The following is a 21,955-nucleotide window of genomic DNA, read 5'->3' on the forward strand; positions in this document are numbered from 1 at the left end:
GCATGGCCGGATCTGATACGCTCGCTCACCTGATCGAAGCCCGCGCCGAAGCTTGGCCACTCGCCAAGCCGTTCGTCATTGCCCGCGGCGCCAAGACCGAAGCCCACGTGATCGTCGCCGAAGTCACCGCGGCTGGCCACAAGGGCATCGGCGAGGCGGTGCCCTACGCCCGCTACGGCGAAACCGTAGACGCCTCTGTCGCCGCACTCAAACGTGTAGCCAGCCCACTGACCCGCACGAAACTGACGGAGCTCCTACCGCCGGGGGCCGCCCGCAACGCGCTGGATTGTGCCCTCTGGGATCTCGAAGCCAAGCTCGCCCATAAGCGCGCCTGGCAGCTGGCCGGCCTCCCCGCGCCGCAACCGGCCATCACCTGTTACACGCTGAGCCTTGGCGACCCGGACCAGATGGCCGCCGATGCCAGAGCGGTCCCCCACCTCAAATTGCTCAAGCTGAAACTCGGCGGCGCCGGTGATGACGCCCGTATGGCAGCCGTGCGCGCAGCGCGCCCCGACGCGCGCATTGTCGCCGACGCCAACGAGGCCTGGCATCCCGACCAGCTCGCAGCGTTCCTCGCCGCCGCCAAGGCCGCCGATGTCGAACTGATCGAGCAGCCACTGCCGGCGGGAGCAGATGAGGCCCTGGCCCACATCGACCGCGTGGTCCCCGTATGCGCCGACGAAAGCGCCCACACCAGCGCCGACCTTCCCGGCCTCAAGTCCCGCTACGACGCGGTCAACATCAAGCTCGACAAGACTGGCGGCCTCACCGAGGCCCTCATCATGGCCAAGGCCGCCAAGGCGCAGGGCTTCCGCATCATGATCGGCTCGATGGTAGCGACCTCACTCGCCGCCGCTCCGGCCATGCTGCTGGCCGGCTACGCAGACTGGGTCGATCTCGACGGCCCCCTGCTCCTCGCCCGCGACCGCACGCCGCCTCTCGCCATCAAGGACGGCTGGATCAGCCCGCCTGAGCCGGAGTTGTGGGGCTAGCAACGTTCCGATTGAGGTCGAAGCCCCCTCACCCGAAGCTCATTTGCATTCGCTTCGGCCTCTCCCCGCCGGGGAGAGGCTAAGAGCCTGGAAACCAGCGTGACTTAACCTCTCCCTGGAGGGAGAGGTCGGACGCGATCGACAGATCGCGTCCGGGTGAGGGGCTTCCGGCTAGCTCTGAAAGGCTCTGGAGTCCGCAGCCTCGCCGCCCTCGCCCCATAGAGGTTCCCCATCCCAACGCCGCGCCGCCAAGACGGCCGCAGCGCACCCGGCTATCGCCACGATCGTCGGCACGAGGAACACCAAGCCACCGATACGGCCATAGAGGGCTCCCGAGATGAGCCCAACCACGCCGACCATCAACCCCGCCGCAATCGTCGAATAAAGCGCCTGCGCGCTGCCCATCCCCGCATGCGGCACAGCCCGGCTGATGAACAAAATCGCCCCCAGGTGAGCAGCGCCATAGGTGAGCGCATGCAGCGCCTGCAGCGGCACCAGCAGCTCCAGTGGCGGATCTAGCGCCATTGCCCCCCAGCGCACCACCGACGCAACCGCCCCCGCGACGATGAGTTGGAGGGGGCTGAACCGCCGCACGATCGGCGCGGAGTACGCGAAAAGCAGCACCTCGGCGAACACGCCGATCGCCCACAGCGTACCCACCCACACCGCAGGCAGCCCCTGCGACTGCCAATAGAGAGCCCCGAAGGTGTAGAACGTAGCGTGTGCCCCGTGCGTGCAGCCGATCGCGATCAGAAACAGCAAAAACACCGGCGAGCCGATCAGCCGTGCCACCGACGACGACCGCCAGGCGAACCGGCCCGGAACGTTACCCGTCGCTCCCTCGTCGCCTCGCGGCAGATAATGCGCGGCAGAAACGGTCAGCAGCACAGCAAAGCCGATCAACCACAGCGCGACCCCGCCCCCCGACGCCTCGATGGCGAGACCTCCGGCAAAGTTGGCGATGATGAAGGTTACCGACCCCCACAGCCGCATCCGCCCATAATCGAGCCCTTCGCGGCGCACCCCGCGCACCGCCATGGTCTCGACCAGCGGCAGCATCGTCCCGTTGCACATCAGGAAGGCCACACCGAGCACCAGGATCGGCCCGTAGCCCGCTGCCATCGAAAGCCCGAGCACCATGGCCATCGCCATCCACGCCAGCACCACCACCACGCGGCGATAGTCGCCGAGCCGGTCGGCCAGCATGCCCACGCCCGGCGTCACGAGCACGCGCAAAAACAGCGGCGCTGCGGTGACCGTCGATATCTCCAGCGGGTCGAGACCGCGCGTATGCAGCCAGACGGGAAAGTAGGGGACCACGACACCGTACGTGAGGAACAGCGCGCCGAAGAACGACGCGATCCTGAGCCCCGTGGGCCCCGCGGTCGCTCCGCCACCGAGAAGATAGTAAAGCGCGCGCATGCGTTCCCTGGGCGCCCAGTTGATCGACGCTTCTTGGAACTCTTCTAGTTGAGCAGCAATCGCGCGACTACGCTTGCTTCAGCGCAAAAAGAAACCGGTCCGGAAAGGTCCGGACCGGTTCTTCAGCCAAGTCGGGCAGGCGCCCCTAATCGCCAACCCGACGCTCCCCCCGGAGCTCGAAAACGACGCCGCAGCATCGCGTTGCCCAAATTTGTTACAGAAGCCTGAGCTGCCTGCAAGGGGTCAGAACAATATTCAGCTAACGACGATGCAGTAGCGCCACAGCATTCACCTTGGTTCCAATTTCTGCGTTCTGCCAATCGCATAGAGATGATCGACCGGCCCCGCGCCCTCGCCGACGACAATATCGGCGCCAGCCACCAATGCTGCGTACACAACCTCTTTCGCAGCACGCGCTGCATCAGGAAGCGGCAGTCCCCGCGCCAGATGCGCGGCAATAGCTGCCGAAAGCGTACAACCTGTGCCGTGCGTATTCCGCGTTGCAACGCGCGGATGTGCAATGCGCATCGCCGGCGCGTTCGCTTGCACCAGAATGTCTATCGCTTCGTCGCCCGACGCGTGCCCGCCCTTCATCAGCACGGCCTTCGCACCAAGGATCACGAGAGCGCGCCCCTGCGCTTCCATCTCCGCCTCGCTGCACGCGATCTCGCCGCCGAGCAGCGTTGCTGCTTCCGCAAGATTGGGCGTGAGGAGATCGGCCAGCGGCAGCAGCTCATCGCGCACTGCGCTCACCGCGCCCGGCGCCAGAAGCATGTCGCCGCTCGTCGCCACCATCACCGGATCGACGACGAGCGGATGCAGGTTGTGTCTCTGCACACCTTCCGCAACCGCAAGCACGGTACCGCGATCACCCAACATTCCCGTCTTCGTGGCAACGATATTGAGATCGGACGCAACCGCATCGATCTGCTGCGCCACGAATGACGGCGGCACGGGAAAAATCGCTGACACACCGCGTGTGTTCTGCGCCGTCAGAGCCGTCAGCACGCTCGCGCCATAGACGCCGAGCACCGTGAATGTTTTGAGGTCGGCCTGTATGCCGGCCCCACCCGATGAATCGGAGCCGGCAATCGTGAGCGCGGCGGGAAGCTTTGCGCGCGTTGTCATGATAGCTAGCGCCTCACTGTTGCGGCGCGCTCTTCTGCATGATCTGCGAGCCGAGGTCCTTCGGCGTCACCAGCTCTTCGATCTGCGTCAGCGCCGGGAAGTGATCCAGCAACCAACTTCCGAACCAGTTGATCGAGCCGCTGAAGAACAGAATGCCCGTCAGCACCAGGAAAGCACCCATCGCCTTCTCCACCTTATCGAGATGGCGACGAAAGCGCTGCATGAAACCGAGGAACGGACGCACGGCAATCGCCGCCAGCATGAACGGAATGCCGAGCCCCAGCGAATAGACGAACAGCAGTTTTACGCCCGTCGCCAAGCTGCCTTCGTTCGCGGCGACGGCGAGAACCGTCGCCAGCACCGGCCCGATGCATGGGGTCCACCCGAACGCGAATGCCAAACCGATGATGTAGGAGCCCAGATAGCTGACACCATGGCTGTGCGAATGGTGATAGCGCGCTTCCTTGTAGAGCATGTTGATGCGGAACAGCCCGAGGAAGTGCATGCCGAACAGGATGATCACGATCCCGGCGATGATCTCCAGCTCGCGCTTGTACGTCTGGATGAACTGCCCGGCGAGTGACGCTCCCGCGCCAAGGCTGACGAACACCGTCGTAAAGCCGGCAACGAACAGCAACGCAGCGACGATTACCCGCTGCCAGACGTGCTTGGGAACGCCACCCTCAGCCGTGAACTCATCGATCGTCGTGCCGCCGAGGTAGCTGAGATACGGCGGAACGAGCGGCAGCACGCACGGCGACAGGAAGCTGACGAGCCCCGCCAGTGCCACGCCGAAATAGATATGCAGATCACCCATCACATGCCCCTCGACCATGATCGTTTCGGACCATCAGTCCGGAGCGTGGATCATCGATCTCATCATTAAGCCAGCGCCGCGGTCACGATAGCACGATCAGCTTTCGCGTCCGGCCGACACACGCCTTTCGGGGCGCCGCGGACGAACGTTACGCCCCAACCGCACTCAAGCTCAACCCTGTGCCTTGATGAGGGCAGCGACACCGGGAAGCTCACGCCCCTCGAGCCACTCGAGAAATGCGCCACCTGCCGTAGAGACGTAGGTAAAATCACCTGTGACGCCGGCTGCATTGAGCGCGGCAACGGTATCGCCGCCGCCCGCAACGGTCGTCAGCCGGCCTTCCTTCGTCAGCCTCGCAGCCTCGCGCGCCAGCGCGAAGGTGCCCGTACCGAACGGCGGAATCTCGAACGCGCCCAGAGGTCCGTTCCACAGTAGCGTGCGACACTCCTTCAGCACGTCGCTCATATGCGCGACCGATTTCGGACCGACATCTAGGATCATCGCATCGCTCGGCACCGCCAGCGTCGGCACAACGGCATTGGCAACGCCGCTCTTGAACTCGCGCGCGATCACCGCGTCCTCCGGCAGCACCACCGCGCAATTCTGCGCCTTGGCCTCCGTCATGATCTCCCGCGCCGTCTCAACGAAGTCCGCTTCCGCCAACGACTGCCCAATGTCGACGCCATGCGACATCAGGAAGGTGTTCGCCATGCCGCCGCCGATGATCAGTTTGTCGACCTTGCCGATCAGATGCTTGAGGATCGGAATCTTGCTCGACACCTTCGCGCCGCCCACCAGCGCCGCAACCGGGCGCTTGGGCGCCTCCAGCACAGCACGCAGCGCACTGATCTCTTCCAGCATCAACGGTCCGGCATACGCGGGCAACAGATGCGCCAGGCCCTCGGTCGAAGCGTGCGCGCGGTGCGCCGCGGAGAACGCATCGTTGACGTAGATGTCGCCCACGCGCGCCAGCGCGCCGGCGAATTCCGGATCGTTCTTCTCCTCGCCCTTGTGGAACCGCAGGTTTTCCAGCACTGCGATGTCACCTTCGGCAAGGCCCGCCACCGTGCGCTCGACGTCATCGCCAATGCACTCTGGCATGAAGCCGACACCGCGACCGAGTAGCTCGGACAGTTTCGCCGCCACCGGCAGCAAACTCATCTCCGGATCAGGACCGTTCTTCGGCCGACCGAAATGCGAGATTACGACAACGCGGGCACCCCGCGCCGAGAGATCCTTCAGCCCGTCGAGCAACCGCTCCAGCCGCGTCGCGTCCGACACGAGCCCGTCCGCGACCGGCACGTTGAGGTCCGCCCTGACGATGACGCGTTTGCCTTTGACTTCGACGTTGGCAATCGACTTGAGGTTAGTCAGATCCATGGCGTGCCGCTCACTTCTTGACGAGGCTGCGCGCAGCTTCCGCGACTGCGTCAGCCGTGATGCCGAAGTGCGGATAAAGCTTTCCGGCTGGTGCCGATGCGCCGAAGTCGGACATGCCAACAAACCGGCCATTGCCCCCGAGCCACTCGTACCAGCACTGCGCCACGCCGGCTTCGACCGCAACCCGCGGCTTGTCGCCGAGAACCGCCGCGCGATAGCTCTCCGGCTGCGCGCGGAACAGCTCCATCGACGGCATCGAAACAACCGCCGCCTTGATGCCTTCCTCTGCCAGCTTCTTAGCCGCTTCCGCCGCCAGCGCCAGCTCAGAGCCCGTACCGATCAGCGTCACGTCGCGCCTGCCTTCCGGCTCGCTCAGGACGTAAGCTCCCTTCGCCGAGAGGTTCTCCGACGAAGCCGTCTTGCGCAAATTCTCGACCGCCTGCCGCGAAAGCGCCAGCAGCGAGGGATTGGCATCGTGCTTCAGCGCGATCTCCCAGCACTCGGCGGTCTCGAGCCCTTCGGCCGGGCGCAGCACCAGCAGATGCGGAATGGCGCGCAGCGCCGCCAGATGCTCGACTGGCTGATGCGTCGGGCCGTCCTCGCCAAGACCGATGGAGTCGTGCGTCATCACGTAGATCACACGCTGGCGCATCAGCGCCGACAGGCGGATCGAAGGCCGGCAGTAGTCGGAGAACACGAGGAACGTGCCGCCGTAGGGAATGAGCCCCCCCGTCAGCGCCATACCGTTCATCGCCGCCGCCATGCCGTGCTCACGCACGCCGTAATGGATGTAGTTGCCGGAGAAATCTCCGGGCCCAACGTCCTTATGGTGCTTGGTGCGCGTCCCGTTCGACGGCGTCAGGTCTGCCGAGCCGCCGATCAGCTCCGGCAGCACCGGAGTGATCTTCTCCAGCACCAGCTGCGACCACACCCGCGTCGCGCGCTTCGCGTCATCCGCTGCGAAAGCAGCCTTCGCGTCCGCAATCATCTTCTCGATATGGGCAATCTTGTTCGCCGCGGCAGGCTCCACCAACGCTTCGGCCGCCGCAGATCCCGCCTTGCCGAGCTTCTGCTTCCACTCGGAATGCTCCTTGGCGCCACGCTGACCGACGCCCCGCCACGCCATCAGCACGTGCTCGGGTATCTCGAACGGCGGATACGGCCAGCCGAGCTTCTCGCGCGTGCCTTTGATCTCCTCTTCGCCAAGCGGCTCGCCGTGCGTCGAAGACTTGCCCGCCTTGGTCGGTGCGCCATAGCCAATCGTCGTCTTGCACGCGATCAGCCACGGCTTGGAAGAGTCGCCACGCGCCTTCGCCAGAGCCGCCGAGATCGCCGCCGGATCATGTCCGTCGACGCGCATCGTGTTCCAGCCCGACGCCGCAAAGCGCGCGACCTGATCGTCGGAAACCGACAGGCTCGTCGGCCCGTCGATCGAGATCGAGTTGTCGTCCCAGAGTACGATCAGCTTGCCGAGCCCGAGATGCCCCGCCAACGAGATCGCCTCGTGGCTGATGCCTTCCATCAGGCAGCCGTCGCCGGCCACCACATAAGTATGGTGATTGATGATGTCGTCGCCGAGCCGCGCATTCAGCATCCGCTCCGCCAGAGCCATGCCGACCGCGTTGGCGATGCCCTGGCCTAGCGGTCCCGTCGTGGTCTCGATGCCGGCTGCATGACCGTATTCCGGATGGCCCGCCGTCTTCGCGCCGAGCTGGCGGAACTGCTTCAGGTCGCCAATCTCCATCCCCGGATAGCCGGTGAGATAAAGCAGAGAATAAAGAAGCATCGAGCCGTGCCCCGCCGAAAGCACGAACCGGTCCCGGTTCGGCCACTTCGGGTCGGCCGCATCGAAGCGCATCGACTCGCGGAACAAGACCGTCGCGACGTCCGCCATGCCCATCGGCATGCCCGGGTGTCCCGACTTGGCAGCCTGCACGCCATCCATGGACAGCGCCCGGATCGCGCTCGCCATATCCTGGTGGCTGACCCCCTCGGCCTGTCCAGTCGTCTTTTGCGCCTCGGTCATCAATGCATCCCTGGTGGAGTCCGCCGGGAGCACCCCCGGGGCCTGGCTTTTTGGTCAGGCACGTTTAGCGAGGCCGCTGCCCCCCGTCCATGCCTAGGCGCGGGCCCGTGGCGCAGGATTCGGCCTCAATCCACACGCGCGAGGAAATCTTCCAGCTCCGCCCGCGTCGGCAGGCCCGCCCGGGCACCGAGACGGCGGCACTTCAGCGCCGCCGTCGCTGCGGCGATCCGCGCGCAGGCTGGCGTGTCGTACCCGCTGGCAAGCGCCCACGCGAACGCCCCATGGAAGGCATCGCCCGCCCCGGTGGTGTCGACGATTTCTGCCTGGAAGGCCGGCTGGTGCCCTTGGCCTCCGTCGGCTGATAACCAGGAATAGCCACCCGCCCCGCGCGTCACGCCGGCATGGCGCACACCCAGCGTAAGAACCCTTTCCAGCTGCGCGCCCTCATCGAGCCCGGGCGCGAAAGCCTCGAGTGCCGGTTCGGAAAAGATGGCGTAGTCCGCGAGACCGAGGAATTCCGTCAGTATCCCGCCCCCGCCCAGATCGGCATCGAGCAGGGTCGGCACCCCATGCGCGCGCGCCGCGGTGAAAGCCGCGTGCGTCCCCTCCACCCAGCGCAGGTCGCTCATCACCGCCGCAGCGTCTTTCACACGCTCCACCGGCAGCCAGCTCGCGTCCATCGGCATCGCATGATCGCGCTCACCGATAATCAGCCGCTCCCCGCCCTGATCGACGATCACCGCCGACGTCGAGGATCGCGCGTGCTCGAAAGTGCGCACGTGCGTGATGTCGACCCCCTCGGCCGCAAGAAGCTTATGTATGCGTTCCCCGGCGCTATCGCCGCCGGTGCGGCTCCAGAGCGCCACGTAGCCGCCGAGCCGGGCAATCGTCGCCGCCGCATTGGCCGCCATCCCCCCGCCGCTCTCGATGTGCTCCAACGAGCGCACCTTGGTCGGCTCAGGCGGGAATGCCTCGATACGATAGACGTAGTCGAGCGCCGCGTGACCGACACAAATGACCGGCTTCACCGGGCGCCCTCCTCCGTCTTCGCCAGCTCCCTGAGGCGCACTTCCTCGGCCGCATCTTCTTCAAAGAGCTTTTCCAGGGTCTTTACGTCACTGCGCGCTCGCTCGCGTAGCCTGTCGAGGTCGCTGGCCAGCTTGTAATCCTCGACCAATCGGCGCTCGTCATGCGTACGGAAGGTATGGATGATCCGGCCCGCCTCGCGCTCCGACAAGCCGAGCCGCTTCAGAAGCTGCTTGGTGATGTCGAGCGACGACAGGAACGTCTCGCGCTGAATGTCCGTGATGCCGAGATCCAGCAGACGATGTGCATGGTTGCGGTTGCGAGCGCGCGCAAAGATCGGCAAGTCGGGATAGCTCGAACGCACCAGTTCAGCCGTGCGCATCGAGGCTTCAACGTCGTCGATCGCCAGCACGAAAGCGCGCGCCTTATCGGCGTCTGCCGCCTCCAGAATGTCCGGCCGGCTGGCGTCACCGTAGAAGGCCTGTGCGCCGAACCGGCGAACGAACTCCACCTGCTCGGCGCTAATGTCGAGAGCCGTGAACGGAATCTTCTTCGCCGTCAGGATGCGGGCCACGATCTGCCCAAAGCGCCCGAACCCGGCAATGATCACGTGCCCGTCGTTGTCTGGCAGGCTGTCATAGACTGGGGCAACGCTCTTGCGCCGCCGCGAGAGCAGTCCCTCGAGCTTCAGGAGGATCGGCGTCGCCGCCATCGACAGCGTCACGACGACGGTCAGCAGCTCGGTCATCTCGCTCGTCAGCGCACCTGAGGCGTAACCGACCGTAAACAGCACAAACGCGAATTCGCCGCCCTGCGACAGGGCAATGCCGAGCCGCCGCGCCGGTCCCGGCTCCAGCCCCTGGAAGCGCCCGAGCACATAGAGCACACCCGCCTTGATTGCCACCAGCCCCGCGACCAGGATCAGGATGATCCACGGCGCGTCGAGGAACAGGCGCACGTCGATGGTCATGCCGATGGCAGTGAAGAACAGCCCCAGCAGCAAGCCTTCAAACGGCTGAATGTCGGCTTCGAGCTGGTGCCGGTAGGACGACTCGGCCAGCAGCGCACCGGCGATGAACGCTCCGAGCGAGGCCGAAAGCCCCGCCTGCTGCATCACGATCGTGACGCCGACCACCGTCAACAGCGCGGCCGCCGTCATCGCCTCCCGCACCCGCGTGCGCGCCACCAGCCGCAGCAGGTAGTCGAGCACAAAATGGCCGACGACGACGACCACGGCGATGAGGCCAAGCCCCTTGATCACCGCCAGCACATCCTCCATCGGGGTGTGCGTCTCCGCGCCGGCAACGGCACTCACCGCGAACAGCGGCGCGAACGCGATCAGCGGAATGGCCGCGAGGTCCTGGAACAGCAGCACTGAAAAGCCGAGGCGGCCGTGCCGCGTCTGCAGGTCGCCCGTCTCTTCCATCACCTGCAGTGCCAGAGCCGTCGAAGACAGCGCCAGGGCCAACCCGGCAAACAGCGCCGCCTGCCAGGACAACCCGATCAGCAGGCCGAACCCTGCCAGCAGCAGTCCCGTGATGATCACCTGTTCCGCACCGAGCACGAATACGGCGTTGCGCATCGCCCAAAGGCGTTTGGGGCGCAGTTCTAGCCCGATGAGAAACAGCAGCAGCACGATGCCGAATTCGGCAAAGTGCAAAATCTCCTTGGCCTTGTAGTCGGAGAACGACCAGCCGATCGTATTGGGTCCGAGCAGCAGCCCAACCACCAGATAGCCAAGCACCTCACTGATACCCAGCCAGCGCGCAAGGGGCCCCGCAATCGCGAGCGCTGCCAGCAATATCGCAACTTCGTGCAGTGATACGCCGAGCATTCCCCGCCTTCCTCGATTGCGCGCCGACGCGAAGCGCCCGGCTGTACCCTGTTTACGGAATTCCCCAGCGTCATCCCAGCCGACAAATCGTCTGTGCGGCCGCACGCCTAGTCCTGTCGCGCGACAGAAAAATTCGTGCTCCGCACCGCATTCTCCGCCTCGTCGATCGGCGATGAATCTGCGATGCTGATGCGTCGGCTTGATTTGAATCGCGGCGGGGAAAGTGACTGCGACTCAAAGTGTTTAACCGACGCGTAACCTTAACGTCGCGTTAAGTGCTCTTTCCATACGATGAACGCGTCGGCCGTTTGTTCCGCTTCCACGGCTCGGGCAGGCGGCGCGGTCGATGTGCAGCAGCATTCAAAAAGGGGGTCGCGCGATGTCTTTCGATCTCGTCATGCGTACGCTGGGGGTAGTCACCTGCCTCTATGTCGTCGCCTACTTCGTCACCACCATGAGCGTCGCGGCACTCAACGGTGTTACCTTTAGCTCAGGACCGACCTGCGGCGAGAGCGGATGCGTGAGCATCGCAAGCACGCAGAGACCCGGCCTGCGCTACGCCTATGCAACAGACGATGCGCCGCTGTGGAGCGCCGCCTCGTTTCTCAAAATGGATTGAGCGGACCCGTCGGCGAAAGCCGTCGTAACCCGCTCCGCAGACTTCAAATGGAGCGCGTGCCCTCGGCCGCGCTCCTTTGTTTTTTGGCCAGCGCGTCGAATTCCAGCAAATCCGCCATCAGCGCCGGAAAATCCTTCAGCGGCACCATGTTGGGCCCATCTGACGGCGCATGATCGGGATCCTGATGCGTCTCGATAAAGACGCCGGCGACCCCTACCGCGACCGCGGCGCGCGCCAGCACCGGCACGAAGCGGCGATCTCCACCCGAGCTCGTGCCCTGCCCGCCCGGCTGTTGCACCGAATGCGTCGCGTCGAAAATTACCGGGCAGCCCGTCTCCGCCATGATCGGCAGCGAGCGCATGTCAGCCACCAGCGTATTGTAGCCGAACGAAGCTCCACGCTCGGTAAGCAGCACGTTGGGATTGCCGGACGCCACCAGCTTGGTGACGACGTTCTTCATGTCCCACGGCGCTAGGAACTGCCCCTTCTTCACCTTCACCACGCGACCGGTCTGAGCAGCGGCGATGAGAAGATCGGTCTGCCGGCACAGGAACGCCGGGATCTGCAGCACGTCGACGACCGGCGCCACGATCGCGCACTGGGCCGCATCGTGCACATCCGTGACGATCGGCAGCCCCAGGCTCTCGCGAATCTCGGCGAACACCGGCAGCGCCGCCTCGAGGCCTATCCCGCGCTTTCCAGAGAGCGAAGTACGGTTGGCTTTGTCGAAAGACGACTTGTAGACGAGGCCGAAGCCCAGCTTTTCCGCGATTTCCTTCAGCGCAGAAGCCATCTCCAGGGCGTGCGCGCGGCTCTCCATCTGGCACGGACCGGCCAAGACCGCGAGTCTGGCATCGTTGGCCACCTCGACCGAACCGATCTGAACACGCGCATTGGGGCGCAGGGATTCATGCTTTGTCATGGCCGCTCTATACCACACCGCCTGTGCCGAAAGCGCGGCGTACCCCTAAAGCGGCCCGCCGCCCATAAGCAAATGGCCGCGCCCCGAAAAGCACGGCCACTGTTAGATTTCAACGTGCCGCGGCTAGGCTACTTTGCGGACGAGCCCGATCAGCAACAGCAGCACGATCGCTCCGATCGTCGCCGAAACGATGGCCCCTATCAGGCCGCTCATTCCAAAGCCGATCTGCGGCAGCAGCCAAGCGCCGATGTACGCGCCGATAATGCCGATGACGATGTTGCCCAACAGCCCGAAGCCATACCCTTTGACGAGCGTGCCGGCGAGCCAGCCGGCGATAGCGCCGATGACGAGAAAGATGATCAGTGCTTGGAGATCCAAAGGCATCGTGAAAACTCCCCTGAGCGCAATTGCTTTTATCCAGCCGTGACTGCGCCACGGCTTCGTTCAGGAGGACGTGCCTCTTCACAACGTCTACTGGAGCCCCTGCGGCGACGTCCTCCGCATTTCCCTTATCGCCCGATTCGGGCCGGGACCCCTCACAGGTCTACATCGTGTTGCAGCACCACGACAGGATAAAAGCTCACGAAGGCTGTTCAACGCGTGCCCAAGCAGCAACAGACCCGAAGCTTTCGAAATCTATCGCCCCCTAGGCCCGCCGGGACCCACGCCATTAGGGCGACGCAGGATCCCGGCGAGGAGGGCGGCGTACTCATAGTCGCCGATTAGATTGCAGCCTCGGCAGTCTCGCCGGTGCGGATGCGAACCATCGCCTCGATGGGCGAAACGAAGATCTTGCCGTCACCGATCGAACCGGTGTTCGCAGCCTGGCGGATCGCAGCGACAACCGCGTCGGCCTGGGCCGAGGCGATGGCAATCTCGATCTTCACCTTCGGCAGCAGGTTCACGGCATACTCGGCGCCGCGATAGATTTCCGTGTGACCCTTCTGGCGGCCGAAGCCCTTCACCTCGGTCACGGTCATGCCGTTGATGCCGAGCTTGGTCAGCGCACCACGGACGTCGTCGAGCTTGAAGGGCTTGATGATGGCGGTAACGAGCTTCATGGGGAGCACTCCTTGTGTTTGTCCCTATCGCCCTTGCGGGCATTTGCCGAAGGCCCTCGGCCATCGGCGGTTGGTTAACGCCGTTAGTGGTAATCAATAACCATGCCAGTTTGCCGACACACCAATGATGTCATTGAAAAAAAACAATTATATTGCAGATCGGGAGACGGCGCCGCGCCTCTCGGACAGGCCAGTCGGAAGGCTCGTGATTAAAGTTTAGGCGAGCGAATGGCGAGTAAAGAAGTCGACGGCCGCAACGCAGCGCCCAGCGTGCACTGCATCGTTGCAGAGGCACACTGGCGCAATCACCGTTCGAGGATCAAACGAGGCGGCTCTGCTCGACGGCGGCAGCGACGAACGACCGGAACAGCGGATGCGGCTCGAACGGCCGACTCTTCAGCTCCGGGTGATACTGCACGCCGATGAACCACGGGTGGTCGGGATATTCCACCGCTTCCGGCAATAGCCCGTCCGGCGACAGCCCCGAGAACTTCAGGCCCGCCGCCTCCAACCGCTCACGGTACTTGGTATTGACCTCGTAGCGATGCCGGTGGCGTTCAGAGATGTGCTGGCTGCCGTAGACCTGCGCAATATGGCTGCCCGGATTGAGTTCTGCCGCAAACGCCCCGAGCCGCATCGTGCCGCCGAGGTCACCACCCAGGCGCCGCTGCTCCAGCTCGTTTCCGCGCATCCATTCGGTCATCAGGCCGATCACCGGCTCGGCCGTCGGCCCGAACTCGGTCGAATTGGCGTCCTTGATGCCGACGAGATTTCGCGCCGCTTCCAGGCAGGCCATTTGCATGCCGAAGCAGATTCCGAAATACGGCACGCCCCGCTCGCGCGCGAATTTGGCCGCGAGGATCTTGCCCTCCGACCCGCGCTCGCCGAACCCGCCCGGCACCAGAATGCCGTTGACGCCTTCGAGGTAGGGCGCTGGATCCTCGCGCTCGAAAATCTCGCTCTCGATCCACTCGATGTTGACGCGCACGCGGTTGGCGATGCCGCCATGCACCAGCGCCTCAATCAGCGATTTATAGGCGTCCTTGAGACCCGTGTACTTGCCGACCACCGCGATGGTGACGTCGCCTTCCGGCGTCTCGATCCCGCGGGCAATGGTCTCCCAGCGCGTCAGGTCGGGCTTCGGCGCCCCTGAAATGTTGAATGCGCGCAGCACCTGCTCATCGAGGCCCTCGCGGTGATAGGCGAGCGGGACCTCGTAGATCGACGGCACGTCGAGCGCCTGGATGACGGCTTCCTCGCGCACGTTGCAGAACAGCGCGATCTTGCGCCGCTCCGATGCCGGCACAGCCCGGTCCGAACGGCACAGCAGAATGTTCGGTTGGATGCCGATCGAACGCAGCTCCTTCACCGAGTGCTGCGTCGGCTTGGTCTTCAGCTCGCCGGCCGACGGGATGTACGGCATCAGCGTCAGATGGATGAAGATCGAAGACAGCGGCGGCAGATCGTTGCCGAGCTGGCGGATCGCCTCGAAGAACGGCAAGCCCTCGATGTCGCCCACCGTGCCGCCGATTTCAACCAGCACGAAGTCTATGCCCTCGTTCCCCGAGGTCACGAACTCCTTGATGGCGTCGGTCACGTGCGGGATCACCTGCACCGTTCCGCCGAGATACGCTCCCCGCCGCTCCTTGGCGAGGATGTCCTGGTAGATTCGGCCCGTGGTGATGTTGTCCGACTTGCGCGCAGGCACGCCGGTGAAGCGCTCGTAGTGTCCGAGATCGAGATCCGTCTCCGCGCCGTCATCGGTCACGAATACTTCGCCGTGCTGATACGGCGACATCGTGCCGGGGTCGACGTTGAGATACGGATCGAGCTTGCGAAGCCGGACCGAATATCCGCGCGCTTGAAGAAGCGCACCGAGGGCGGCTGACGCGAGGCCTTTTCCGAGGGAGGACACCACGCCGCCGGTAATGAAGATATACCGCTGCATGGGCCTCGAGGCTTACACGAAGGGGCCGGAGATTCGAAGCGGCATTATCGCCTCATCCCCGACGGTTAAGAAAAGATTGGAGTTTGTGACCGGTTGTGCCCGAAAAGCTTCAGGTAGCCTGGCCGCATGCCGCACGTGCCTCCTGCTCGGCTGCAGCCTTTTGGTCGGCCGGCACGACTTCGTTATTGAGCTCACCATTGAGGCTCTCGAAGCTCTCCTTGGTGCTGACGTAGCTCGAGTCCACCGGCTCCTTCGCGTAGACCACGTCGACCAGAACCGTCTGACGGCTGCCGGGAGCGGTCGAGCCACCCTTGTAAAACTCCACCTTCTTCTCGCAGGTCACGCCGTACTGGACGTTGGTGACCTTGTAGTACTTCAGCTTCTCCTCGACGCCGATCTGCGCCGCACGAGCCACGGCAATCTTCTCGATGCGCGCTTTCGGCGTCGCCTCGGTCCCCGTCGCCTGCACCTGATACTGGGTGTCGCTGATCTTCTTCTGCGAGTAACCTGAGGGGGAAAGCACGTTGGAGGCGCCGAACGAGGCGACCGGCTGCATATTCGTCCCGGCGCAGCCACCCATCAGCGCGGCGCACGGAATGATCGTCAGAAGGGCTGCGAGTTTCGATCTGGGCATGGCAGGCCACCGCTCGTTGGCAAGAATCGCCAACAACTCTAGCGCGCACGCACCACCGGCATAGTGCGTCCTTGCCACAATCCAACAGAAGCGGCGTAGGCCTTAGCGGGTCTGCGGCACCGACGGTGACTGCAGCTTATCGAGAATGCCGCCGCGACCCGTCTCAGGAGCCCCCGGCGTGGTCGCCGGAGCTGGCGTTCCCGGAGCCGTCTCGCCGGCAGGCGCCGTGCTAGCGGGCACCTTGTCGAAGATGGAGCGCGCCGGTGCCGAATGCTGAGCCACCAGCGTCAGCAGAATGCTCGTCGTAAAGAACGCAGCAGCGAGCGCCGCAGTCGCGCGCGTCAGCAGATTGGCCGTACCGCGACCGGTGAGGAATCCGCCACCGCCGCCACCGCCAATACCCAGCGCGCCGCCTTCGGAGCGCTGCAGCAGCACTACGAACACGAGTGCGGATGCGATCATCAGGTGCAGAACGAGCAGTGCGGTAGCCATTATCGGTCTCTTGCAAATCGGTGGCCGCAGACGCGGTTCGACGCCTTCTATAGCAGTTGGCGCGGATGGGCTAGAGGGCAGCCCCGAAAAGCCTGGATTCTCGGCTTATCTCAAGCCCGGCAACGAAAACGGGCTGACTTCGCTGGGCGAAACGTAGGCGCTGCTCGGCGTCCGGCGCGGGTTCTTCTTGCTAGCGGCCGCCGCGCCGGCAGACGTAGAGGCCGGTGCGGCCTTAGCAGCGGTAGCGGCGCTCGGCAGCGGGCCAAGCTTGGTTACCGGCGGCCCGCCCACCGCAGCAGGTGCCTCCCGCGCGGCAACCGGTTGCTGCGGATTGGCAGCTGCGACAGCGCTGGACGTCGCTTTCTGCGGCGTTGGATGCGTGACCACCGGGATGGCTGTAGCGGGCGCCGGTCTAGAGTTTGCCGCCGGTGGAGCAGGTTTTTGCGGCACTGCGTTCAGTGCCCCCGTCTGCGGCACGCCCGGCGGCTGCGGGATGGTGCTTGTCGTCGCCCCGCCAGGCGGCGCCTTTGGGGCAACCCCAGCAGAGGCCCCCGCGCCCTTGCCCGGGGTCGGCGTGTCCTTGGCATTCCTGGTCGCCGGAGCTACCGGCGCCGGCGCTGGCCGTCCCGGTGCGGCGGCGGGTGCCGCTGAACTGGCTGGAGATGTCACTTTGACCTTGGGCGCAGGTGCGCCCGTACCCGGCTTCGGCGCGGGCGGCACCGACCGCGCGTCGATCGTTGGGCCTGCGGGGCTGGCTGCTGGCGCCCGAGGCTTCTTTCTGGGAGGCAGCCCACGTCCGCCGCAGCGGAATTCGAGCTGATCCTCGACTTCCAGCAAACGCCGCGCGCTGCGCAAGCGGTCAGATGGCATGTTGGCGAAGGCCCACGTTGGACCACGCTCCATCTCAGCCTTTAAGCCATCCGCCGTCAGAGCGGTGAACTCCTGGGCGAGCCCGCTGCAGGTGTCCTTGTCCAGCTTCGACGCGGCCGCAGGCACTGCCGCGGCAACAGCCCCCAGCAGAACGACCGGCAGAAGAAACCCGGGGCGGCTTATCGAGAAAAATCTCTCGCTCATCGCTGCCTTTTGCGGCGTTCAAAACGTCACGACTTTAACACCAGTTGCCCTGATTCCCCCACCATTGCGAGAAATCAGGCTCCGTAGGCGGAAATGATGCCCAAAAAGTCCGCCGCCTTGAGGCTGGCTCCGCCGACGAGAGCGCCGTTGACGTTGTCGATCGAGAGCAGCTCACGCGCGTTCGAGGGCTTCACCGAGCCACCATAGAGAATGCGCATCTGAGAGCCCTCCGCCCCGAATCGCCCCTCGAGCGCACCGCGGATGCTGCGATGTACCCGCGCGACATCCTCGGCCGTTGGTGTCAGCCCCGTCCCAATCGCCCATACCGGCTCATACGCGACGACAGTATTCGCCGCGGTCGCCCCATCCGGCAGGGAGCCTTCGAGTTGCCGGCACACAACAGTCTCTGTCAGCCCCGCCGCACGCTCGCCGGCTGTCTCGCCCACACAGACGATGGCGACGAGCCCCGCCCGGTGCGCTGCCGAGGCCTTGGCGCGCACATCACGGTCGAGCTCCCCATGCCCAGCGCGGCGCTCCGAATGACCGACGATGACAGCAGCAGCGCCGCAGTCGGCCAGCATTTCCGCGGCGATATCCCCCGTGAAAGCTCCGGATTTCTCAGTGTGGCAGTCCTGACCGCCGATCAGGATGCCCGACCCTTCGAGCGCCGACGAGAGCCGCCCCAAGAGCGTTGCCGGGGGACAGATCATGACATCCGTGGCCGGTAAGCCCGAGCCCATCCCCGCGCGCACGGCCTCGGCCTCAGCGAGTTGTGCCGCGAGGCCGTTCATCTTCCAGTTGCCAGCGACGAGCGGTTTTATTCGCGCCCCTGCCATCGCTCCCCCTTCCTGAAATCGCGTCCATGTTAATGATTGGCCATGCCTTTGGCTCTTTGGTGCACGGCAAACTTGCAAAGCTGCAACGGCTGCGCTTCATATCATGCCGACTTCAAGGCTAGGCGCACAAATCGCCAGTCACTCACATGGCCGCAGGGAACCCGGGCTGACGCCTGAGGCCCGTGGACCACTAGGGAACGGAACAACTTTCCTATGCTCGACGCTCTCCGCCGCGGCTCCACTGGACTGGTAGCCAAGCTGCTCTTTGCGCTTCTCGTGCTGAGTTTCGCCGTCTGGGGCGTCGCCGACGTGTTTCGCGGATGGGGCCAGGGATCGCTCGCCAAAGTCGGCGACCATGAGATCAAGGTGCAGGACTACCAGCGCGCCTTCCAGAACGAGATCAACCTGATCTCGCAGCAGGCGGGCCGCCGAATCACCGCCGAGCAGGCTCACGCATTTGGTCTGGACAACCGCGTGCTGGCCCGCCTCGTCGCGTGGTCGGCCGTCGAGCAGCACGCCAACGATCTCGATCTCGCCATCTCCGATGCAGCGCTCATCGAGGGATTGCAGACGGACGACGCCTTCAAGGGGCCGGACGGCAAATTCAATCGCTTCGCCTTCGAGAACGTCATCGAGCGGCTGGGGCTGAACGAGCGCGGATTCCTGCAGCTGCGCCGCCGCGACGAGCTGCGCGAGCAGCTTACCTCCGCGCTCATCAACGGCGTTGCCGTCCCGCCTGCTTCGCTTGAGCTGATGAACGCCTGGCGCAACGAAACGCGCATCGCCGAGCACTTCACCATCGATGCCGACAAGGCCGTCACCGTGCCTGAGCCCGACGAGGCCAAGCTCAAGGCGGCCTATGAAGCCAATACGTCGAGCTTCATGGCACCCGAGTTCCGCAAGCTCCAGCTGCTGCTGCTCTCGGTCGACGAAATCAAGAAGTCGATCGTGATCTCCGACGATGAGGCCAAGAAGGTCTACGAGGAGACGAAAGAATCCTACAACACACCCGAGCGCCGTCGCCTCCAGCAGATCGCCTTCAAGGACAAAGCCGCTGCCGAGGCCGCCAAGAAGGCGCTTGACGGGGGCAAGTCCTTTGCCGACATCGCCAAGGAAGCAGGCGCCAAGGATTCCGACATCGATCTGGGCCTTATCACCAAGAACCGCCTGATCGATCCAAAGATCGCAGATACAGCCTTCTCGTTGCAGAAGGACAAAGTCTCCGACCCCGTCGAAGGCCGCTTCACGACAGTGCTGCTGCGCGTCACCGACATCCAGCCAGCCGTCAATCGCACCTTTGACGAGGTGAAGGGCGAGGTGAAGGACAAGCTGGCCTCGAAGCAAGCCGAAGGGCAGTTACAGACCCTGCTCGACCAGGTCGAGGATCAACGCTCCGCCGGCAAGTCGCTGAAGGAGATCGGCGACGCCATGAAGTTGAAGTTCTTCGACATCGCCGAAGTCGACCGCAACAACAAGGCACCTGACGGACAACCGGCGATCCTCATCAATGATCCCAACACCGTGCTGCAGACGGCCTTCGCCAGCGGCGTCGGCGTGGAGAACGACGTCGTCGAGCTCCCGGGCGGCAGCTACGCCTGGGTCGACGTTCTCGACGTCATCGCCGCCAAGCAGAAGCCGTTCGACGCGGTGAAGGAGGACGTGAAAAAGTTCTTCATCACCAAGGAGCGCGCAACGCTGGTGAGCGAGCTTGCTGCCAAGCTCGTCGAGCGTGCAGACAAGGGCGAAGCAATGTCGACCCTTGCCAAGGAAGCCGGCGTTGAGAAAGCCGACACCTCCCCGCCCTTCAACCGCTCGACCACGCCTCAGGGGATGAGCAAGGACGCGGTGGCACGCGCATTCACCCTCGCCAAGGGCAAGGCCGGATCCGCGCCCGACGCGAATGACAAAACGCGCATCGTCTTCAAGGTCACCGAGATCACGCCCGCACCCGCCCTTTCCGACGCCCAGCGCACGACGATCACCGCCGACCTCAAGAACCAGATCGCCGACGAGGTGCTGAGCGAGTACGTGCTCGCGCTGCAGAAGAACCTCGGCGCGCACATCTTCGAGGACGAGTTCAGAAAGGTGACCGGGGCCGGAACCGGGGAAATCCCCCAATAGCCGCCGCCCCGGACGGGAAATCCCTTGAGCACGCTAGAGCGCACGAACAGGACAAGGCCGGGTCAAATGGAAGCCATGCCGACGCTGGCCGACTTCGCCGCGCGCTATGACGATGGCGCTCCACAAGTCGTGTGGACGCGCCTCGTCGCCGACCTGGAAACTCCTGTCTCTGCCTATCTCAAACTCGCCGCGCACAAGCCGATGAGCTTCCTGCTCGAATCGGTCGAGGGCGGCGCCACCCGCGGGCGCTATTCCGTCATCGGCCTCGAGCCCGACATCATCTGGCGCGCCGAAGGCGAGAAGGCCTTCATCAATCGAACGCCAGTCGCCAAGCCCGACGCCTTCAGGCTCGAGCCCCAGCCGACCCTCACCTCACTGCGCGCGCTGCTGACCGAATCGAAGATCGATCTGCCGTCCGAGCTGCCGCCGATGGCTGCCGGCATCTTCGGCTACATGGGCTACGACACCATCCGCCTGATGGAGCGCCTGCCGAGCCCACCGCCCGACAGCCTCGCCATTCCCGACGGCGTCCTCATGCGCCCGACGGTCATGGCCATCTTCGACATCGTCAAGGACGAGATCACAATCGTCACGCCGGTCCGGCATGACGCCAAGGTCCCGGCCGAGAAGGCTTACAAGGCCGCGTGCAAGCGCCTGAAGAGTGTCGTTGCCGCGCTCGACGAGCCGCTCCCACATGCTCCGTCGGCCACGCCGCGCAAGCTCGCCGCACCCAAGCCGACGTCAAACACCACGCCGGACGAGTACAAGGCGATGGTGAGCCGCGCCAAGGAATACATCGTCGCCGGTGACATCTTCCAGGTGGTGCTCTCGCAGCGTTTCACCGCCCCATTCTCGCTGCCGTCATTTTCACTCTACCGCGCCCTGCGGCGCACCAACCCCTCGCCCTTCCTCTTCCATCTGAATTTCGGCGACTTCGCTCTCGTCGGCTCCAGCCCTGAGATCCTCGTGCGCGTGCGCGAAGGCGAGGTCACCATCCGCCCCATCGCCGGCACCGCCCCACGCGGCAAGACTGACGCCGAGGACCAGGCCCTCGCCGACGCATTGCTCAAAGATCCCAAAGAGCGCGCCGAGCATCTGATGCTGCTCGACCTCGGCCGCAACGACGTCGGCCGCGTCGCAGAGATCGGCTCGGTGGATGTCACCGCGCGTTTCTTCATCGAGCGCTACAGCCACGTCATGCACATCGTCTCCAACGTGGTCGGCCGCCTCGATACCAAGCACCACGACTCGGTCGATGCGCTGATGGCGGGTTTCCCCGCCGGCACCGTGTCGGGCGCGCCCAAGGTGCGCGCCATGGAGATCATCGATGAGTTGGAGAAGTCGAAGCGCGGCCCCTACGCCGGCTGCGTCGGCTATTTCTCTGCTTCGGGCCAGATGGACACCTGCATCGTCCTGCGCACCGCGCTCATCAAGGACGGCACGATGCACGTGCAGGCAGGCGCCGGCCTCGTGCATGATTCGGTGCCCGAGAAAGAGCAGCAGGAATGCATCAACAAGGCCCAGGCCTTGTTCCGCGCCGCCGAGGAAGCTGTGCGCTTCGCCACCCGCTCGAAATAGACGTCGCTCTCCCCGCCTTTACTTCGGTACGATTCTGTCCACAGA

Annotated in this window: 19 protein-coding genes; 4 read left to right on the forward strand and 15 right to left on the reverse strand. The window is 64.5% G+C overall.

The window, feature by feature from the left end:
- Positions 1-2 precede the first annotated feature (2 nt).
- Positions 3-992: an N-acetyl-D-Glu racemase DgcA gene (dgcA, locus tag ACP15D_RS03560; protein WP_424956193.1), complete on the forward strand. Its 990-nt coding sequence runs from the start codon at positions 3-5 to the stop codon at positions 990-992.
- A 171-nt stretch (positions 993-1,163) separates the two neighbouring features.
- On the opposite strand, the gene ACP15D_RS03565 is transcribed toward dgcA, so the two are convergent.
- The 7 genes from ACP15D_RS03565 to ACP15D_RS03595 form a co-directional block, all read right to left on the reverse strand.
- Positions 1,164-2,414 carry an MFS transporter gene (locus ACP15D_RS03565; RefSeq protein WP_424956194.1) on the reverse strand — a complete coding sequence of 417 codons (1,251 nt, stop codon included), beginning with the start codon at positions 2,412-2,414 and terminating at the stop codon, positions 1,164-1,166.
- A gap of 288 nt (positions 2,415-2,702) precedes the next feature.
- Complete coding sequence (gene thiD, locus ACP15D_RS03570; protein WP_424956195.1) at positions 2,703-3,542, reverse strand: bifunctional hydroxymethylpyrimidine kinase/phosphomethylpyrimidine kinase; 840 nt, start codon at positions 3,540-3,542, stop codon at positions 2,703-2,705.
- Positions 3,543-3,555: 13 nt separating this feature from the next.
- Complete coding sequence (locus ACP15D_RS03575) at positions 3,556-4,359, reverse strand: cytochrome c biogenesis CcdA family protein (RefSeq protein ID WP_424956196.1); 804 nt, start codon at positions 4,357-4,359, stop codon at positions 3,556-3,558.
- 171 nt (positions 4,360-4,530) lie between these two features.
- Positions 4,531-5,733 (reverse strand): phosphoglycerate kinase, encoded by a 1,203-nt coding sequence (locus ACP15D_RS03580; protein ID WP_424959164.1) that lies wholly within the window; start codon positions 5,731-5,733, stop codon positions 4,531-4,533.
- Positions 5,734-5,749: 16 nt separating this feature from the next.
- Positions 5,750-7,765, reverse strand: a complete 2,016-nt coding sequence (gene tkt / locus ACP15D_RS03585) for a transketolase (RefSeq protein WP_424956197.1) — start codon at positions 7,763-7,765, stop codon at positions 5,750-5,752.
- A gap of 125 nt (positions 7,766-7,890) precedes the next feature.
- On the reverse strand, positions 7,891-8,793 hold the full coding sequence (locus ACP15D_RS03590; protein ID WP_424956198.1) for a PfkB family carbohydrate kinase: 903 nt from the start codon (positions 8,791-8,793) through the stop codon (positions 7,891-7,893).
- On the reverse strand, positions 8,790-10,625 hold the full coding sequence (locus ACP15D_RS03595; RefSeq protein WP_424956199.1) for a cation:proton antiporter: 1,836 nt from the start codon (positions 10,623-10,625) through the stop codon (positions 8,790-8,792). Before ACP15D_RS03595 ends, ACP15D_RS03590 begins: the two co-directional genes overlap by 4 nt.
- 379 nt (positions 10,626-11,004) lie before the next feature.
- On the opposite strand from ACP15D_RS03595, the gene ACP15D_RS03600 reads away from it, so the two are divergent.
- The gene (locus ACP15D_RS03600) at positions 11,005-11,244 is read left to right on the forward strand and encodes a hypothetical protein (protein WP_072373742.1); all 240 of its coding nucleotides are present in this window, start codon (positions 11,005-11,007) and stop codon (positions 11,242-11,244) included.
- A gap of 43 nt (positions 11,245-11,287) precedes the next feature.
- Here ACP15D_RS03600 and kdsA read toward each other — a convergent pair whose 3' ends face one another.
- From kdsA to tpiA, 8 genes are all read right to left on the reverse strand, one after another.
- Complete coding sequence (gene kdsA, locus ACP15D_RS03605; protein ID WP_424956200.1) at positions 11,288-12,166, reverse strand: 3-deoxy-8-phosphooctulonate synthase; 879 nt, start codon at positions 12,164-12,166, stop codon at positions 11,288-11,290.
- A gap of 123 nt (positions 12,167-12,289) precedes the next feature.
- Positions 12,290-12,544: a GlsB/YeaQ/YmgE family stress response membrane protein gene (locus tag ACP15D_RS03610; RefSeq protein ID WP_424959165.1), complete on the reverse strand. Its 255-nt coding sequence runs from the start codon at positions 12,542-12,544 to the stop codon at positions 12,290-12,292.
- Positions 12,545-12,888: 344 nt separating this feature from the next.
- A complete protein-coding gene (locus ACP15D_RS03615) occupies positions 12,889-13,227 on the reverse strand; it encodes a P-II family nitrogen regulator (RefSeq protein WP_424956201.1) in 339 nt (112 codons plus the stop codon).
- Between the two features lie 319 nt (positions 13,228-13,546).
- Positions 13,547-15,175: a CTP synthase gene (locus tag ACP15D_RS03620; protein WP_424956202.1), complete on the reverse strand. Its 1,629-nt coding sequence runs from the start codon at positions 15,173-15,175 to the stop codon at positions 13,547-13,549.
- 109 nt (positions 15,176-15,284) lie between these two features.
- Complete coding sequence (locus ACP15D_RS03625; protein WP_424956203.1) at positions 15,285-15,809, reverse strand: CC0125/CC1285 family lipoprotein; 525 nt, start codon at positions 15,807-15,809, stop codon at positions 15,285-15,287.
- A 102-nt stretch (positions 15,810-15,911) separates the two neighbouring features.
- Positions 15,912-16,301 carry a preprotein translocase subunit SecG gene (secG, locus tag ACP15D_RS03630; protein WP_424956204.1) on the reverse strand — a complete coding sequence of 130 codons (390 nt, stop codon included), beginning with the start codon at positions 16,299-16,301 and terminating at the stop codon, positions 15,912-15,914.
- A 105-nt stretch (positions 16,302-16,406) separates the two neighbouring features.
- The gene (locus ACP15D_RS03635; RefSeq protein WP_424956205.1) at positions 16,407-17,375 is read right to left on the reverse strand and encodes a hypothetical protein; all 969 of its coding nucleotides are present in this window, start codon (positions 17,373-17,375) and stop codon (positions 16,407-16,409) included.
- 74 nt (positions 17,376-17,449) lie between these two features.
- On the reverse strand, positions 17,450-18,211 hold the full coding sequence (gene tpiA, locus ACP15D_RS03640; RefSeq protein WP_424956206.1) for a triose-phosphate isomerase: 762 nt from the start codon (positions 18,209-18,211) through the stop codon (positions 17,450-17,452).
- Positions 18,212-18,424: 213 nt separating this feature from the next.
- On the opposite strand from tpiA, the gene ACP15D_RS03645 reads away from it, so the two are divergent.
- Positions 18,425-20,332, forward strand: a complete 1,908-nt coding sequence (locus ACP15D_RS03645; RefSeq protein WP_424956207.1) for a SurA N-terminal domain-containing protein — start codon at positions 18,425-18,427, stop codon at positions 20,330-20,332.
- Between the two features lie 66 nt (positions 20,333-20,398).
- Positions 20,399-21,910 carry an anthranilate synthase component I gene (gene trpE / locus ACP15D_RS03650; protein ID WP_424956208.1) on the forward strand — a complete coding sequence of 504 codons (1,512 nt, stop codon included), beginning with the start codon at positions 20,399-20,401 and terminating at the stop codon, positions 21,908-21,910.
- Positions 21,911-21,955 lie beyond the last annotated feature (45 nt).

The organism is Hyphomicrobium sp. 1Nfss2.1 (assembly GCF_965243865.1).
Taxonomy (GTDB): domain Bacteria; phylum Pseudomonadota; class Alphaproteobacteria; order Rhizobiales; family Hyphomicrobiaceae; genus Hyphomicrobium_A.

Coding starts and splice junctions, on each gene's coding strand:
- dgcA (WP_424956193.1), top strand. CDS start 3: ATGGCCGGATCTGATACGCTCGCTCACCTGATCGAAGCCCGCGCCGAA.
- ACP15D_RS03565 (WP_424956194.1), bottom strand. CDS start 2,414: ATGCGCGCGCTTTACTATCTTCTCGGTGGCGGAGCGACCGCGGGGCCC.
- thiD (WP_424956195.1), bottom strand. CDS start 3,542: ATGACAACGCGCGCAAAGCTTCCCGCCGCGCTCACGATTGCCGGCTCC.
- ACP15D_RS03575 (WP_424956196.1), bottom strand. CDS start 4,359: ATGGGTGATCTGCATATCTATTTCGGCGTGGCACTGGCGGGGCTCGTC.
- tkt (WP_424956197.1), bottom strand. CDS start 7,765: ATGACCGAGGCGCAAAAGACGACTGGACAGGCCGAGGGGGTCAGCCAC.
- ACP15D_RS03595 (WP_424956199.1), bottom strand. CDS start 10,625: ATGCTCGGCGTATCACTGCACGAAGTTGCGATATTGCTGGCAGCGCTC.
- ACP15D_RS03600 (WP_072373742.1), top strand. CDS start 11,005: ATGTCTTTCGATCTCGTCATGCGTACGCTGGGGGTAGTCACCTGCCTC.
- kdsA (WP_424956200.1), bottom strand. CDS start 12,166: ATGACAAAGCATGAATCCCTGCGCCCCAATGCGCGTGTTCAGATCGGT.
- ACP15D_RS03615 (WP_424956201.1), bottom strand. CDS start 13,227: ATGAAGCTCGTTACCGCCATCATCAAGCCCTTCAAGCTCGACGACGTC.
- ACP15D_RS03620 (WP_424956202.1), bottom strand. CDS start 15,175: ATGCAGCGGTATATCTTCATTACCGGCGGCGTGGTGTCCTCCCTCGGA.
- ACP15D_RS03625 (WP_424956203.1), bottom strand. CDS start 15,809: ATGCCCAGATCGAAACTCGCAGCCCTTCTGACGATCATTCCGTGCGCC.
- secG (WP_424956204.1), bottom strand. CDS start 16,301: ATGGCTACCGCACTGCTCGTTCTGCACCTGATGATCGCATCCGCACTC.
- ACP15D_RS03635 (WP_424956205.1), bottom strand. CDS start 17,375: ATGAGCGAGAGATTTTTCTCGATAAGCCGCCCCGGGTTTCTTCTGCCG.
- tpiA (WP_424956206.1), bottom strand. CDS start 18,211: ATGGCAGGGGCGCGAATAAAACCGCTCGTCGCTGGCAACTGGAAGATG.
- ACP15D_RS03645 (WP_424956207.1), top strand. CDS start 18,425: ATGCTCGACGCTCTCCGCCGCGGCTCCACTGGACTGGTAGCCAAGCTG.
- trpE (WP_424956208.1), top strand. CDS start 20,399: ATGGAAGCCATGCCGACGCTGGCCGACTTCGCCGCGCGCTATGACGAT.